Source organism: Mycobacterium barrassiae, from assembly GCF_025822765.1.
Taxonomy (GTDB): Bacteria; Actinomycetota; Actinomycetes; order Mycobacteriales; family Mycobacteriaceae; genus Mycobacterium; species Mycobacterium barrassiae.
In genome coordinates this window covers 350,839-365,645 of the sequence record NZ_JACKUK010000016.1, presented here as the reverse complement: position 1 = coordinate 365,645, position 14,807 = coordinate 350,839, and the positions used below count along the sequence as shown (strand labels likewise).

14 protein-coding genes are annotated in these 14,807 nt (G+C 66.3%); 7 read left to right on the top strand and 7 right to left on the bottom strand.

What is annotated here, in order from left to right; translation table 11 throughout:
* Window positions 1–214: 214 nt before the first annotated feature.
* Window positions 215–1,219, bottom strand: a complete 1,005-nt coding sequence (locus H7J93_RS07620) for a LacI family DNA-binding transcriptional regulator (protein ID WP_267305670.1) — start codon at window positions 1,217–1,219, stop codon at window positions 215–217.
* Window positions 1,220–1,372: 153 nt separating this feature from the next.
* Here H7J93_RS07620 and H7J93_RS07615 point away from each other — a divergent pair, with 153 nt between their 5' ends.
* Genes H7J93_RS07615 through H7J93_RS07600 form a run of 4 tightly spaced genes read left to right on the top strand, consistent with a single transcriptional unit; the run spans window position 1,373 to window position 5,377 of the window.
* Complete coding sequence (locus H7J93_RS07615) at window positions 1,373–2,536, top strand: phytanoyl-CoA dioxygenase family protein (protein WP_267305669.1); 1,164 nt, start codon at window positions 1,373–1,375, stop codon at window positions 2,534–2,536.
* Window positions 2,533–3,540 carry a Gfo/Idh/MocA family protein gene (locus H7J93_RS07610; protein ID WP_267305668.1) on the top strand — a complete coding sequence of 336 codons (1,008 nt, stop codon included), beginning with the start codon at window positions 2,533–2,535 and terminating at the stop codon, window positions 3,538–3,540. The genes H7J93_RS07615 and H7J93_RS07610 overlap by 4 nt, the downstream gene beginning before the upstream one ends.
* Entirely contained in the window at window positions 3,537–4,418 is an 882-nt protein-coding gene (locus H7J93_RS07605; RefSeq protein ID WP_267305667.1) for a sugar phosphate isomerase/epimerase family protein, read from the top strand. Before H7J93_RS07610 ends, H7J93_RS07605 begins: the two co-directional genes overlap by 4 nt.
* A complete protein-coding gene (locus H7J93_RS07600; RefSeq protein WP_267305666.1) occupies window positions 4,415–5,377 on the top strand; it encodes a Gfo/Idh/MocA family protein in 963 nt (320 codons plus the stop codon). The genes H7J93_RS07605 and H7J93_RS07600 overlap by 4 nt, the downstream gene beginning before the upstream one ends.
* Here the strand turns inward: H7J93_RS07600 and H7J93_RS07595 are convergent.
* The gene (locus H7J93_RS07595) at window positions 5,374–6,564 is read right to left on the bottom strand and encodes a LuxR C-terminal-related transcriptional regulator (protein ID WP_267305665.1); all 1,191 of its coding nucleotides are present in this window, start codon (window positions 6,562–6,564) and stop codon (window positions 5,374–5,376) included. The genes H7J93_RS07600 and H7J93_RS07595 overlap by 4 nt on opposite strands.
* A gap of 124 nt (window positions 6,565–6,688) precedes the next feature.
* Here H7J93_RS07595 and H7J93_RS07590 point away from each other — a divergent pair, with 124 nt between their 5' ends.
* From H7J93_RS07590 to H7J93_RS07580, 3 genes are read left to right on the top strand one after another with little or no spacing between them, the layout of a single operon-like run.
* Window positions 6,689–7,924 (top strand): cytochrome P450, encoded by a 1,236-nt coding sequence (locus H7J93_RS07590; protein WP_267305664.1) that lies wholly within the window; start codon window positions 6,689–6,691, stop codon window positions 7,922–7,924.
* On the top strand, window positions 7,921–8,328 hold the full coding sequence (locus H7J93_RS07585; protein WP_267305663.1) for a nuclear transport factor 2 family protein: 408 nt from the start codon (window positions 7,921–7,923) through the stop codon (window positions 8,326–8,328). The genes H7J93_RS07590 and H7J93_RS07585 overlap by 4 nt, the downstream gene beginning before the upstream one ends.
* On the top strand, window positions 8,325–8,519 hold the full coding sequence (locus H7J93_RS07580) for a ferredoxin (protein ID WP_267305662.1): 195 nt from the start codon (window positions 8,325–8,327) through the stop codon (window positions 8,517–8,519). The genes H7J93_RS07585 and H7J93_RS07580 overlap by 4 nt, the downstream gene beginning before the upstream one ends.
* Here the strand turns inward: H7J93_RS07580 and H7J93_RS07575 are convergent, their stop codons facing one another.
* Genes H7J93_RS07575 through H7J93_RS07555 form a run of 5 tightly spaced genes read right to left on the bottom strand, consistent with a single transcriptional unit; the run spans window position 8,520 to window position 14,769 of the window.
* A complete protein-coding gene (locus H7J93_RS07575; RefSeq protein ID WP_267305661.1) occupies window positions 8,520–9,980 on the bottom strand; it encodes an MCE family protein in 1,461 nt (486 codons plus the stop codon). It lies immediately after the preceding gene.
* A 1-nt stretch (window position 9,981) separates the two neighbouring features.
* Window positions 9,982–11,097 carry a virulence factor Mce family protein gene (locus H7J93_RS07570; protein WP_267305955.1) on the bottom strand — a complete coding sequence of 372 codons (1,116 nt, stop codon included), beginning with the start codon at window positions 11,095–11,097 and terminating at the stop codon, window positions 9,982–9,984.
* Window positions 11,098–11,135: 38 nt separating this feature from the next.
* Complete coding sequence (locus H7J93_RS07565; protein WP_267305954.1) at window positions 11,136–12,419, bottom strand: virulence factor Mce family protein; 1,284 nt, start codon at window positions 12,417–12,419, stop codon at window positions 11,136–11,138.
* A gap of 11 nt (window positions 12,420–12,430) precedes the next feature.
* On the bottom strand, window positions 12,431–13,759 hold the full coding sequence (locus tag H7J93_RS07560) for an MCE family protein (protein ID WP_267305660.1): 1,329 nt from the start codon (window positions 13,757–13,759) through the stop codon (window positions 12,431–12,433).
* On the bottom strand, window positions 13,744–14,769 hold the full coding sequence (locus H7J93_RS07555; RefSeq protein ID WP_267305659.1) for a virulence factor Mce family protein: 1,026 nt from the start codon (window positions 14,767–14,769) through the stop codon (window positions 13,744–13,746). Before H7J93_RS07555 ends, H7J93_RS07560 begins: the two co-directional genes overlap by 16 nt.
* Between the last annotated feature and the right edge of the window lie 38 nt (window positions 14,770–14,807).

The window sequence follows — 14,807 nt, the reverse complement described above, 5'->3', positions numbered from 1 at the left end:
GTCACTGGCAGTACCGATTATTGCACTTCTCTTAGGTAGGCCTTCACACGACTCGCGGGTTACCTGCAGGTGTCGGCTTACCGAAGCCGCTGCTCAGCACCCGTCTCAGTCGGCCGCACGAGACAGAATTGTGTTTTGCGTCACGTGGCACTCGGTGTCATTAATAAGGAAATTGCTACCGATCAGTAGCGCGTTGCTAGCACTCGCCTAATGCTCAGGGCGGCAGGTTGTAAGGAGTGATGACTTGGATCGGGACGGGCCGGGCCTGCTCGGCCGGCAACGCGCCCTGCTGCTGGAGGATCAGCCGCATCGCCAGGCGTGCGTCGGCACGTAGGTCGTTGTGCAGAACCACCGAGATACGGCCGTCACGCAGCAGCTTTCTGTTGTCGGCATCGAGGTCGTGGGCGATAAACACTCTGCAATCACGTCCCAGTCGCTCGAACGCCGCGATCGTCGCGGTGTTGCCCCCGCCGACCGAGTAGACCGCCTCGACTCCCGGATGCCGCTCGAGCGCCTCGAGCACCAACCGCTCGTTGGTCGCGTCGATGCCGTCGCTGTCGGTGACTTCGACGATCGTTCGGCCTGTACCGCGCATCGCCGAGCGGAAGCCCACCTCACGCTCCCCCTCGCCGCGGAACACGGCGCGGCTCAACGTGATGAGGATGTCCGACGGCGCCGGGCCGAGCCACTCGCGCATCAGATAAGCCGCCGTCACCCCGGCTCCATGGTTGTCGATGCCCACGTAGGCGCACCGCGCGCTCGCGGGGATGTCGGTCGTGTACGTCACCACCGGCACACCGCTTTCGACCAGGCGGTCGACGGCCTCGGCCACGGCGGGATCGTCTTGCGCCTTGAGAATCACGCCGTGGCTGCCGCGGATGCGGTTCAGCGCCTCGACCATCTGCTCCGTCGTCCCCGACTCCCATAGCCGGAACCGGGCCCGCAGCATGGCCGGCGCGAACGCGGGCAGTTCGGCTTCGACGGCGGCCCGGAACGCGTCGGAGAACCGCGCAGGCGTCTGCATCACGACGTCGATGAGGTAGCGGCGGCCGTTGAGGCGCAGTTGGGCCCGTTGCTTGTCGAGATCGGCGATCGCCTGCTCGACCTCGGCCCTCGTGTTCGCGCGGACGCCGGGACGCTTGTTCAGGACGCGATCGACCGTCGCTTCGCTGAGCCCGCTCTGTTGAGCGATCTCGCGGATCTTGTAGCGATGCGCCATCGCGCGGTCCCCCTGTTTCGCGCGAGCAGACGTAAAGGTCCCCCGACACGCCGCAGAACGGGGCAGTTTGCGTCTGCTCGCCACGATTCTTGAGGTGTTTTTGATGGATTTATGGCGTTGATTGCGGCGAGTATCACAGCAAGACTAACTGCCATGGCCGCACCAGCGACGACGACTCACGCAGCGTGGATCGACGAGTCCGACTGCCGGCTCGACGACTTCCGCGCCCAGGTGCTTCGCGACACGGCACCCGGCGACTACCCGAACGCCAGCGACGTGCGACACAACGTGCCGGTGTACTCCGCCGCGGCGGTGGCGGACGCCGACCGGCGCGACCTGCAGTCCGAGCTGATCCACGCCCTCGCGGACGGCCCCGGCGTGGTGGTCTTCGAGAACGCCTTCTCCCCCGACGTCGTCGACCGCGCCAACGAAGGCTTCTTCTCGATCATCGCCGCACAGCGCGACGCCGGCACGGCCGCGGGCGATCATTTCGGCAGGCCCGGCGCCAACGACCGGATCTGGAACGCCGCACAGAAGCTGGCGCTGCACGCGCCCGATGTGTTCGCCGAGTACTACGCCAACGACACCCTCGCGATCGTCTGCGAGGCCTGGCTGGGGCCGCGCTACCAGGTCACCTCGCAGGCCAACGTCGTCAACCCCGGTGGCATACAGCAGGTTCCGCATCGTGACTATCACCTGGGTTTCGTACCGGCCGAGCATCTCGCGCAGTACCCGGCGCATCTGCACCGCACATCTCCGGTGTTGACGCTGCAGGGCGCCGTCGCCCACTGCGACATGCCTGTGAAGAGCGGCCCGACGATGCTCCTGCCGTACTCGCAGCGGTTCGCAGGCGGATACCTCGCGTTCAATCGGCCCGAGTTCGTCAGCTTCTTCGCCGACCATCACGTGCAGCTCCCCCTGCGCAAGGGCGATGCGGTGTTCTTCAACCCGGCCCTGTATCACGGTGCGGGGTCGAATGTTTCGAGCGACATCCGCCGGATCGCGAACCTGCTGCAGATTTCGTCACCATTCGGCCGGGCGATGGAAGCACTGGACCGCACGGCGATGATCCGCGCGATCTATCCCTCGCTGCTGGCGATGAAGGCCGCCGGTCGCCCGCGGCGGGACCTCTACAACGCGGTGGTCGCCACCGCGGAGGGCTACGCCTTCCCCACCAACCTCGACAGCGATCAGCCCATCGGCAGCCTGGCCCCGCCCAGCCAGGTCGACACGGTGCTGGCGGCGCTCGCCGATGACCTCAGCGCAGACGAACTCGACGTTGTCCTGCGCACCCAAGAAGAACGGAGACTGCCATGACCACCCTCGGCGTGATCGGATTGGGCCGCATCGGCGCCTTCCACACCGACACCCTCTCGGGGCTGGAGGGCATCGACGGGTTGGTCGTCACCGACGAATGTCCCGAGGTCGTCACCGCCGTGGCCGCCAAATACGGTGCAAAACCTGTCGATTCGGTTGACGCACTGCTGGCGTCCGGCGTGGACGGTGTCGTCGTCTCGGCGGCGACGCCGGCGCATGCGGAGCTGACGCTTGCCGCGGTCGCCAAGGGGCTGCCCACGTTCTGCGAGAAGCCGATCGCCTCGACGGCGGTGGAGAGCGCGCGGGTGGCCGACGTCATCGCGCGGTCGGGCGTACCGGTTCAGGTGGGTTACCAGCGACGGTTCGACGCCGCGTTCGCCGCCGCCAAGCGTGCGGTCGACAACGGTTCACTGGGCGCCCTGCACACCGTGCGCAGCACGACGATGGACCCGGCTCCCCCGCCGATGGAGTACATCGCGGGTTCGGGCGGGATCTTCCGCGACTGTGCGGTACACGATTTCGACGTGCTCCGCTGGATCACCGGGCAACAGGCCGTCGAGGTGTACGCCACTGGAAGCGTTCAGGGGGACCCGAAGTTCGCCGAGTTGGGCGATGTCGATACCGCCGCCGTTGTCGTCACCTTCGAGGAAGGCACGCTCGGAGTGGTGTCGGCGGCGCGGTACAACGCACACGGCTACGACTGCCGTCTCGAGGTGCACGGGTTCCACGACACGGTTGTCGCAGGCTGGGATCAAGGCGTACCGGTGCGAAACGTCGACCCCGGCAACGACTTTCCGCACGGGCCCGCCCACCACTTCTTCATGGACCGCTTCACCGCGGCGTTCCGCGCAGAGCTCAGCGCGTTCGTCGACGTGGTCAAGGGCGAGGCCGCCCCGGCATGCACGGTGGCGGACGCGGTCGAGGTCGCCTGGCTGGCCGAAGCGGCCACCGAGTCACTGCAGCGCCGAGTTCCCGTGAGCATCAAGGAGGTCAGGTCACGGTGACCACACTGAAGATCGCAGGCGCACCGATTTCGTGGGGAGTATGTGAGGTATCCGGCTGGGGCCATCAGCTCGACGCCGATCGCGTGCTCACCGAAATGCGCGAGGTCGGGTTGTCCGCCACCGAGTTGGGACCTGAGGGCTTTCTGCCGTCCGAGCCGGGCGAGCTGACCGCGCTGCTCGCGTCACACGACCTGCGCTGCGTTGGCATGTTCGTCCCCGTGGTGCTTCACGACGCCGGCCATGACCCGGTGGCCGACATCGCGGGCCCGCTCGACGCGCTGATCGCCTGTGGCGCCGACGTGCTCGTGCTGGCGGCGGCGACGGGCGCAGAGGGGTACGACGCACGGCCGACGCTAGACGACAACCAATGGGCCACACTCTTGACCAATCTCGACCGCCTCGCCGATGCGGCCGCCGAGCGCGGCGTGCTCGCGGTGCTCCATCCTCATGTCGGCACCATGGTCGAGACGCGCGCCGAGGTGGACCGGGTGCTGGAGGGCACCAGTATCAAGCTGTGCCTCGACACCGGGCACCTGCTGATCGGCGGCACGGATCCGCTGGCGCTGACCCGTGAGGTGCCGAGTCGAATCGCACACGCGCATCTCAAGGATGTCGATGCGGCACTCGCCACCCGGGTACAGTCCGGCGAGCTCACGTACACCGAGGCGGTACGGCAGGGCATGTACACGCCGCTCGGGCAGGGCGACGTGGACATCGCGGGCATCGTTACCGCTCTGCGCAGCAACGGTTTCGACGGCTGGTTCGTCATGGAGCAGGACACCATCCTCGATGGCGAGCCCACCGACGAGGGTCCGGTGCGCGACGTGCGCACCAGTGTGGCGTTCCTGCATGACGTGTGCGGCCGCGTGCCGGCATGAGCTTGCGCATCGGCGTGCTCGGGGCCTCCCGTATCGCCGAGTTCGCGATCGTCTGCCCCGCACGCGAACTGGGTCACCGGCTGGTGGCCGTGGCGGCGCGCGATCAGCACCGCGCGCAGGCGTTCGCCGAACAACACGACGTGGAACGCGTGGTGGCCACGTATCAGGATGTGATCGACGATCCCGAGGTCGATGTCGTCTACAACCCGTTGGCCAACGCGCTGCACGCGCCGTGGAATCTCGCGGCGGTGGCAGCGGGTAAGCCGGTGCTCACCGAGAAACCGTTCGCCCGCAACCGTACTGAGGCGATACGCGTCGCCGAGGCAGCCGACGCGGCCGGCGTCCCCGTCATGGAAGCATTTCACTATCTGTTCCACCCGGTGACGCGCCGCGCCCTGGAACTGGCCGGTGACGGCACCCTTGGCGACATCACCCGCGCCGAGGTGCACATGGCCATGCCGGAACCGGGCGCCGACGACCCGCGGTGGTCGCTCGAGCTGGCGGGCGGTGCGCTGATGGACCTGGGCTGCTACGGATTACACATCATGCGGCGTTTGGGCCATCCGTCGATCGTGCGGGCACATGCGAAGGAGTACCGCCCCGGCATCGACGCGTGGTGCGATGTCGAGCTCGCCTTCCCCAACGGGGCGACGGGACTGAGCACCAACTCGATGGTCGCCGACGACTACGCGTTCACGATCGACATCGTCGGCACCAAGGGAGATGTGCACGTGCACAACTTCATCAAGCCCCACGAGGACGACCGCATCACCGTCCGCACGCCGGCCGGCACCACCGTCGACCATCTGGGCACGCGCCCGTCGTACACCTACCAGTTGGAGGCGTTCGCCGCGCACGTGCTTCACGGCGCGCCGCTGCCGCTCGACACCGCAGACGCGGTGGAGAACATGGCCTACGTCGACGCCGCGTATCGCGCAGCGGGTATGGATCCGCGCTAGCCGTTTGGTTGCGGGATGCTGGCCAATCGCACGTATGCAGAAGCGGCCTCGGCGCGGTTGGTCGCATGGAGCTTCCTCAGTACCCGCTTGACGTGAGACTTGACTGTGCCGGCAGAGATCACGAGCTCGTCGGCGATCTGCTGATTCGTGCGGCCAGCCGCCATCAGGCGAAGGACCTCGATCTCGCGACGAGTCAGCATCGCCATCACCCGCGTCTGGACCTCGGCCAGCGACTGCGCAGCCGGGCTGCGTTCGACCGGCTCGATCTTGGCGAGGTCCAGATCCGCATCCTGGAGCGCGCGTGCGGCCTCGTCGGCAGATGCCAACGCGCGCCGGACTTCTGCCCGCTGGCGACGCATGCGCTCGAGCAGAACGGTGCGCTCGTACGCGTACCCGAAGCCCTCCGCGAACGCCCACACGGTGTCGCGGTCGATCTCGTCGACGGTCCGACCGGAGTAGAGCCGGTCGGCGTGCAGGAATCCGATCACCTTGCCCGTCGGCATCACCGGCGCCGCCACATAGGAATGCGTCAGCGAGAAATCGACGATCGGCCGGTTGACGCGTGCATCGTTGCGGGCGTCGCGCACAATCGCGGGCGCGTGGCGACGGATCATCTGGGTCTCCAGGAGCATGTGGTTCAGCGGCGGCGCCACCGACTGCGCGAAGGCGACCATCTTCTTCGCGCCCTCGCAGTCGTCGCCGAAATACGCTGACTCCATGACCATCCGGCCTTCGTGAACGCGGAACAGCACGGCCCGGTCGAAGCCGCACGACTCCACCAACTCGCGCGGCGCACGGTCGACGATCGTGGCGACGTCGTCGATGACCCGCAGCTTGCTCAGCCCTTCTTGTACGGCCAACAGCGCGAAGGTGCGCCGTCGCGCACCGTCCTCGATCAACTCGCGTTCCAGCGCAACCAGATCGAGCACCGCGTCGAGCGCGTTCAGTGCGTCCTCGTCGCCCACCCCTTCCAGCGAATTGCGCACCAGGGTCGCCTTGGCGTCGACCGCCTCGGCCACCACCGCCAACGGATCCTCGGCGGGGTCTATCTCGCAGCCCTCGAACGTCTCCCGATACCGGCGCGCCGCCTCGGACTCCTTCACCGGGCGCGACGCCCAACCCGGATGATCACCATCTGTCAGGGTGCCGAGCTCGGGCGTATCAGGCTCTTCGGTCACAGCACTCACGCCCTTGACTGTCCTCCCAACACTGTGTAAATGGGGTCGGATCCGCCAATTAACCTCGTAAGGGGGTACGAGTCCTCCCCATCGGGGGATCGATTTGCCCAGGTCGCTGACACAGGCTATTGCCATGTCATCAACGACCGTTTCGGCCCTCGAGCTGCTCACCACGCCTGCGGGCATTGCCAATCCGTATCCGCTGTACGACCAGCTGCGGGCGCTGTCGCCGGTCGCGGGTTACCGCGACTGGCCACCCGGCACGATCCCCGGTGCCGACGAACCGGTCACCGCGTGGGCGCTGTTCCGCTACGACCAGGTCTTCGAGGCCGCACGTGACAGCGCGACGTTCTCGTCGCGTGATCCGCTGCAGGAGGCGTCGTCGGCGCCGAGCCTCATGCTCGTCAACACCGATCCGCCCAAACACGAGGTCGAACGGAAACTGGTCAGCCAGGCCTTCTCGCCGCGCCGCGTCAAGCGCCTCGAGTCCTGGCTCGACGAATTGGTGCCGCAACTGCTCGATGACCTCGGCGAAGGCGATGTCGAGGTGATGGAGTTCGCCGCCGAAATCCCGACCCGCGCGATGGTGCGGCTGCTGGGCTTGCCCGACGGCGATCACGTCCGCTTCCGTCGGTGGGCCAACGCGTTCATGCTGTCGTCGTCCCTGACCCCTGAGGAACGCATCGCGAGCAACGAGGAGATGGTGACGACGTTCGCCACCCGGCTCGCCGAGCACACCGCCCGGTTGGCGGAGCGCACCCCCACCGACGATGTCGAGGACGCCGAGGACCTCATCTCCGCACTGCTGCGGGCCGCGGTCGACGGGCAGCGCCTCACGCCCGAGGAGATCGTGCGATTCTGCGTGACGCTGGTGGTGGCGGGCAGTGAGACCACCACGTTCCTGATCGGCAACCTGTTGCATGCGATGGCGCGCGACCCCGAAACCACCGCGCGGCTGCGTGACGACCGCACACTGGTGAACGTCTTCGTCGAGGAGGCGATGCGGGTCGACGGGCCGCCGCAGCGCCTGTTCCGCATCGCCACCCGGGACGTCGAGGTCGGCGGAAAGCAGATCCGCAAAGGTGACTGGGTCGCACTGTTTTTCGGCTCGGCCAATCGAGATCCCGACGTGTTCCCAGATCCCGGCAAGCTCGACATCGACCGGCCCAACATCCGCCAGCAGCTGTCGATGGGGCACGGCCTGCACTTCTGCCTCGGCGCATCACTAGCCCGCCTCGAGGTCGTGGCGGTGATCAACGCGGTGCTCGATCGGTATCAGACGATCTCGCTGACCGACGACCCCGGCACCAAGCAGACCGCGAGCCTGCTCACCCATGCCTATGTTCGCCTCCCCCTTCACCTTTCATGACTCCCGACGAGGCGACCAACATCGCGACGACCAAAGCCATCTACGCCGCGGTGCCCGCAGGCGATCTCCAAACCGCGTTGGATCTCCTCGATCCCGAGGTGCGCATCACCTACTACGGGACCGACGGGATTCCCTACGCGGGTGACTACCAGGGCTTCGATGAGGCGGTGAAGTTCTTCACCAGGGTCGGGGAATCGATCGCCATCACCGAGATGGAGGCCTGGAAGTTCATCGCCCAGGGCGACGAGCTGGCGACGTGGGGCCACCAACGATTCCGACGCCTCGACAACGGGTACGAATGGGAATCGGAGTTCGCGCACATCATCACGCTGCGTGCCGGCCGCTGGCTCTACTTCCGCGACTTCATGAACTCGGCGCTGACCCTGCAGGCGTTTTCTCGATGAGAATCGCGGGTGACCGTGAGATCTGCATGGGCACCGGCGTTTGCGTGATGACCGCGGGCGCGACTTTCGACCAGGACGCCGACGGCATCGTGGTGCTCACCTCCGATCAGGTGGCTGCCGGCGAGGAGAAGCTCGTCCGCAACGCGGTCAGGATGTGCCCGTCCGGCGCGCTTCGTATCGTGTCCGACTGATCAGCTCGGTGGCAGCAGCATCGTCTGCCACGTCTTGTCGCTCGACGCGCCGGCAGCGAGATCCGTTTGGGTGTACCGGCGACCGTCAGGCCCGATGAAACTACCTGTCGCAGGGTCGTATTCGGCGGCGGCGATCGGGGACGACGCGACGGGGACCGGCGTCGCGGGCGGCGCAGCCTTGGGCGGCGGGGGCGGCAACTGCGGGACCCCCTGCCCCGTCAACGTGGCGTTGGGATCCCCCTTCCAGTTGAACCCGTCGTTCAGCGGGACGTACGCCTCGTCGCTCTCGCACAACTTGACCGTGGGCGCACGTTTCCCCGGCACCGTTTCGCACGGGATGTTGCGGGCACCGCGCACGTTGAACTGCGATTCCTGCGGGATCCGGCAGTACAGGTCGCCGGGCGGCCGCTGCGGATAGTCCTCGAGCGATGCCACGCGCTGCTGCTGGGCAGGCAGAAACCCGGTGGTGCACGGTGGCGGCAGGTTGAGGTTCAGGTTGAAGCTCAGGTACTGGCCCTTGTAGTCCTGTTTGGTGTTGAGATTGCCGACGATGCCGGCCTGTCCCGCGGCGATGGCCTGGGGGAACACCACCAGCAGCTGTTCGATGTCGTTCTGGTAGGTGAGCGCGACCTGCCCGACGCTGACGAGGTTGGCCATCAGTATCGGCATGGTGGGCTGCACCCGCTCGATCAGCTGGCGCGCCTGAGCGGCCGCGGGGCCGCCCTCTTCGATGAGGCTGGCGACGGCCTCGTCGTGGGTCTCCAATTCGGCGGTCACCCTGGCCACCTGCGCAGCCCACGTCTGGATCGCATCCGAGGTGTTGGTCTGCGAATCCAACACCGGGTCGGCCTTGTCGATCAGCGTGGTCAGCGGATCGAGATTCTCGCGAGCGTCGATCGCCAGGGTGGATGCGCCCTGGACGACGCGTGACAACTCCGGGCCGAGCCCGCCGACAGCCGTGTAAGCCTCGTCGATCACGGTCTCGAGGTTGTCGCGGGGTACAGCCAGCAGGCCGGTGTTCGCGGCGGCGAGTAGAGCGTTGACGTCCGGCGGTACCGAGGTGTCGGCAAGCGGGATCACGTCACCGTTCTTCAACGCGGGCGAGGTGCCGTTGCGCGGCAACAGCAGGACATACGATTCACCGACCGCGGACTGGCTGTGCACCTCGGCTCTGAGGTCTGACGGGATTTCGATGCCGGACTGCAGCGACAGCACCGCCTCGACGCCCGTATCGCTCAGCCGCACCGCCTCGACCCGGCCGACTTTGGTACCTCGGTATGTGACGTTGCCCGATTCGTACAGCCCACCGGATCTCGGCAGTTCCATCGTCACCGTGTACCGGCCGACCCCGAACAGCATCGCGGGCAGGTTGATGAAGTGCAGCACAATCATCCCGACCGCGGTGAGCGCCACGACCGTGAAGATGGTCAGCTGGATCCAGACCCGTCTGCTCAAATGCATGTCAGGGCCCCTGATCCCACCGGTAAGGAATCGCAAGCGGATTCCCGGGGGTGTTCGGACCGCCTGACATGCAGGGGCTGGGGAACTGGCCGATCGTTCGGCCCCACTGCAGCTCGAGCCACGTCAGATCGCACTCCCATCGGGTACCCGTGAAGATTCCTTGATCGATGCGGCTGAGCGTCAGGTCGACGATGGCCGTCAGATTGGCATAGTCACCGCGTTGGAAGTTCTCGAAGGTCTCGTTCGGAAACGGAAAGGTGGCAAGCAGACTCAGCGACCGGGTCAGGCTTGGGCCCGCATTGGCCAGCGAGTCCAGCACCGGACCGACCTGCTGCAATTCCTTGACGAGGTTCTCCTTCGTCTGATTCACGGTGTCCACGGTCAGCGCGCTGAACTTGCTCAGCTGATCGGCGGCCTGCACCAGGTTGTCGCGTTCCGTGTTGAGCACTTCCAGCGCATCGGGGACGGTGGCGAGCGCGCGATCCAGAACGGGTTGCTGCGCACTGAATTTCCCGACGAGGCGGTTGAGACTCTCGGTGGCGGCGATGATGTCGCCGGTCTGGTCATCGAGGTGGGCGGTGAATTCGTTCAGCTGTGTGATCAGGCTCCGCACATCTTGTTCGCGGCCCCGGAACGCGGTGGAGAACGCCTCGGTGATGTCCTGTACCTGGCCCAGACCCCCGCCGTTGAGCACCATCGACAGCGCCGCCAGCGTCTGCTCCGTGCTCGGGTAGGCGCCGCCCTGCGACAGCGGGATAAGTGATCCGTTGTGCAGCTTGCCTTTCGGCGGTTCGGTCGTCGGTGGCGCCAGCTCGATGTGCAATGAACCCAGCAGGCTGGTGGTACCGATCTTGGCGGTGGCATTGGCGGGCAGGTCGACATCACCGTTGAGGCGGATGGTCAGCAACGCGTGCCACCCCTGGCGCTCGACCGTGGTGACGTGGCCGACGGTGACGTCACCTACCCGCACCCGCGAGTTCGGCTCGATGTTGTTGACGTCAGGCAATTGAGCCTGGATGACAAACGAACCGGGGCCGCTGCCCTGTGTGCCGGGCAGCGGCAGCGAGTTCAGCCCGCGCCAGTCGCATCCGGCCAGCGCAGCCACGATCAGGACCATCGTCAGGTTGGCAGCCCCGCGCTGCCAGCGTCGCCGGGTCACGGGGTACCTCCGGGCGGCACCATCATGCCTCGCAGACCGTCGGCCGGGTCGGTGGCAGATGATTCGGCGGCCAACGCGGCGCCCGGCGGCGGTGTGGTGGCAGGCGGTACGAAGTCGGGCCGCATCCAGGGCTCGCTGTAGGTGACCTCGTTGGGCCGGGTCTGCGTGCCGACGAAGAGGTTCTCCCCGAGCGGCGGGAAGTTGTACTGCCGGTTCTTCACGATGGGCGCCAGGTACTGCGCGCACAACTTCGACGACTGTTCGGCGTTCAGCCGCGATGCTGATTGAATTGCACCGCACAGGAACGAGATCGGGTTCGCGAAGTTGTTGATGGCTAGTGCGCCGGTCAGTGAACCGTTGGCGGGCTCGTAGATGTTGTTGTAGTTCTGCAGCACCGTCGGGGCGATGTGCAGTGTCTGCTTGACGTCGTCGAGGCTGTCGACCAATGCCTGGGTGACCGAGGCCATCTTGTCCGATGCCGTGCCGATCGCCTCGGTGTTGTCGGCAGCGAAGTCCTTCACGTGAGCCACGACCGCGTTCAGGTCCTCGACCGCACGTCCGACTTTGTCCGGATCGTCGGCGAGCAGCGTGCTCACTTCAGCCAGGTTGCGGTTGAGCGCTTCGAGCAGATCGGCGCTGTCACTCAGGGCCGATACCAGCGTCGAGAGGTTCTTGAACGTGGCGAAGATGTCATCGCTGTGATCGCCGAGGATCGAAACCGCCTGTGAGAGTTTGATGATCGTGTCGCGGATGGTGGGGCCCTGCCCGCGCAGGTTGTCCGCGGTGGTGTTGATCAGTGCACCCAGCGTGCTCACGCCACCGGGCTTGGTCGGCTTGAGCAGCTCGGTCAGCCGTTCGAGTTGAACGCGTAGGTCGTCCCATTCGACGGGCACCGCGGTGCGGTCCTTCGGGATCACTGCGCCGTCGGCCATCGTCGGCCCGCCCGTGTAGGGCGGGGTGAGCTGGATCGTCCGGCCGGTGACCAACTGCGGCGCCAGGATCACGGCCTTGGCGTCTGCCGGCACCTTGTACTTGCTGTCGAACCAGAAGGTGATCTTGGCGCGCTCGGGCTGGGGTTCGATCGCTTCGATCTTGCCGACGGGCACGCCTCGGATGAGGATGTGGTCGCCGGCGAACAACCCTGTGCTGTTTTCGAAATAGGCGACGACGGTCGTCCGCGCGATCTGCGCGGGCATGCGGGCCGCGGCGATCAGACCCGCGGCCAGCACCGGAACGAGCAGCGCCGCGAGGATGACACGGGCGGTGCGCCGCGACCTCATCTGGGCCCGAATCATGGGCGGGCCTCCGATTGCGCGACGGGGGGCGCCTCACCCGGCGCGGGCATGTAAACCGGTGAGGGAACGGGTTCGGGCACCGACGCCATCCCGGGCGGCGGCGGCGCGGGCGGTCCAGGAGGTGGGCCGCCAGGCGGTGGGGCTGGGGGCGGTTCGCGGTAGGGGTAGCGCGGATCCCCCGGTTTACCGGTGATCGCGTCGGGCAGATGCAGCCTCGGCTCCCCGCCCTGACCGGTTCGCGGATACGGCACCGGCATCGCCGGTGTCCCCGGTTGGCCGATCTGCGGATCGGTCAGCTCCGAGGGCAGCAGCGTGGCCGGATCCAGCCCGAGATCCGAGAACGCGGCGTCGACGAACGGTTGCACGAACTGACCCGGAAACAGGTTGACCACATAGGCTTTGAAGAACGGGCCGGACGACAGCGACTCGCCGAGCGACATGACATAGGTGTTGATCAGCTTGATGGACTGCTGCACCCGCTCCTTGCGGTCATCGATGATCACCAATACTCCGTTGAGCTTGTCCAGCGCCGGCTGCAACTCCTCGCGGTTCTCCGCGATGAACCCGTTCAGCTGTCGCGACACCGCCGAGATGTTCGCCCAAATCTGGTCCAGGGCAGCGCTTTGTGTCCGCAGCGCCGCAAGGAGCGCATTGGTGTCCTTCACCAGGCTCACGATGTGGTCGGTGCGTTTTGCCAGCACGTCCGTCGCCTGGGCCGCGTTGTCCAGCAGCTTGCGCAGCTGGGTGTCGCGCGTGTCGAGTACTTGCGCGAACCGCGCCACGCCCGCCACCGCGTCCTGCAGCGCGGGCGGGGTACCCGAGAAGGTGTTCGCCAAGGTGGCCAGAGAGTCCGACAGCTGGTCGGTGTTCAGGCCGCTGATCGTCGTCGCCAGGTCACCGAGCGCATCGGGCAGCTGGTACGGCGACACCGTGCGGTCGAGCGGAATAGGCCCGTCGAGTGCCCCGCTCCCCCGGGGTGTCACGTCGACGATCTTGGCGCCCAACAAGCTCTTCGTCTTGATCGCGGCCTCGGTGCGGTCACCGAGACGCACATCGGAGTCGATCGTGAACTTGACGAGCACCCCGGTCTCGTCGAGTTCGATCGACGACACGTTGCCCACCACGAAGCCCGAGACTTCAACGCCTGCACCGGAGTTCAACCCGCCGGCGTCGGCGAAATACGCCGAGTACTGCCTGCCCGAGTTGAGGAACGGCAGGTTCTGATACTGCAGCGCGCCCACCACCATCACGACGACGGTCACGATGCCCGCGGCACCGATGACCAGGGGACTGCGCTCGGAGAATGACTTCACTTGGGCGCGCACCGCCCCGTGCTCTGCCCGGCTACCTTGACGTACACCGGCTGACCGCCTTTTCCGTTGAGCTTGAGCACGACGTCACACAGGTAGAAGCTGAAGTAGTCGCCGTATATCCCCTGCCGCACCAGCGCCTGGTACCTGTCGGGCAGCGTGTTGAGCAGGTTGTCGAGATACTCGTGGTCATCCACCGCGATCTTTGCCACCCGATCGGTCTGTGCCACAACCTCTTTGAACGGTTCACGGGCCTGCGCCAACAGGTCGGCCAGCGATTCGGTGGCGGCGTTGGTGTATGCCACCGCGTTGACGATGTCCGTCCTGCGTGCGTTCAGCCCGCCGATCAACTCGGAAAGCGATGTCACGGCTTTGTCCAACCGGTCGCTCTGCCCGCCGAGCGTGCCCAGCACCACGTTGAGGTTGTCGATGACCTGTCCGATCAGCAGATCGCGGTCCGCCAACGTATTCGTCACCACCGCGGCCTGCTGCAGGAAGGTCCCGATCGCGGGGCCCTGCCCCTCGAACGCCTCTATCAACTGCTGGGTGAGGTCGTTGACCTGCTCCGGGTTCAACGCGCGAAACAGCGGCTTGAAACCGCCGATCACCGCGTCCAGATCCAGCGCGGGTTGGGTGTTGGTCAGGGGGATCGTCGCTCCGGGACTCAAGGTCTCGACTCCGCCGGTGCCTTCCTCCAGTGCCAGATAGCGGTCGCCGAACAAGTTGTCGTATCGGATCACCGCCCTGCTGCCTCGCGTCAGCACGACCGACTTGTCGGCGAAGAACTGCACGCGCACAGTCGCATCGGGGTTGATCGAGATGTTCTCCACCTTGCCGACCTCCACCCCAGCGATCCGCACGATCGTGCCTTTCCTCAGGTTGGAGACATTGGTGAACTCGGCGTAGTAGCTGTTGCCCCCGCCGAAGCGAAACTGCCCGAAGATCGCCAGCGTCAGGAACGCAACGAACGCACACACGGCCAGGAAGATGCCCAGCCGCCAAATGGTCCCCCTGAAGTCAGCCACGGCACCTCCCCTCCCCAGGTGGATCGTCGACGGTCGCG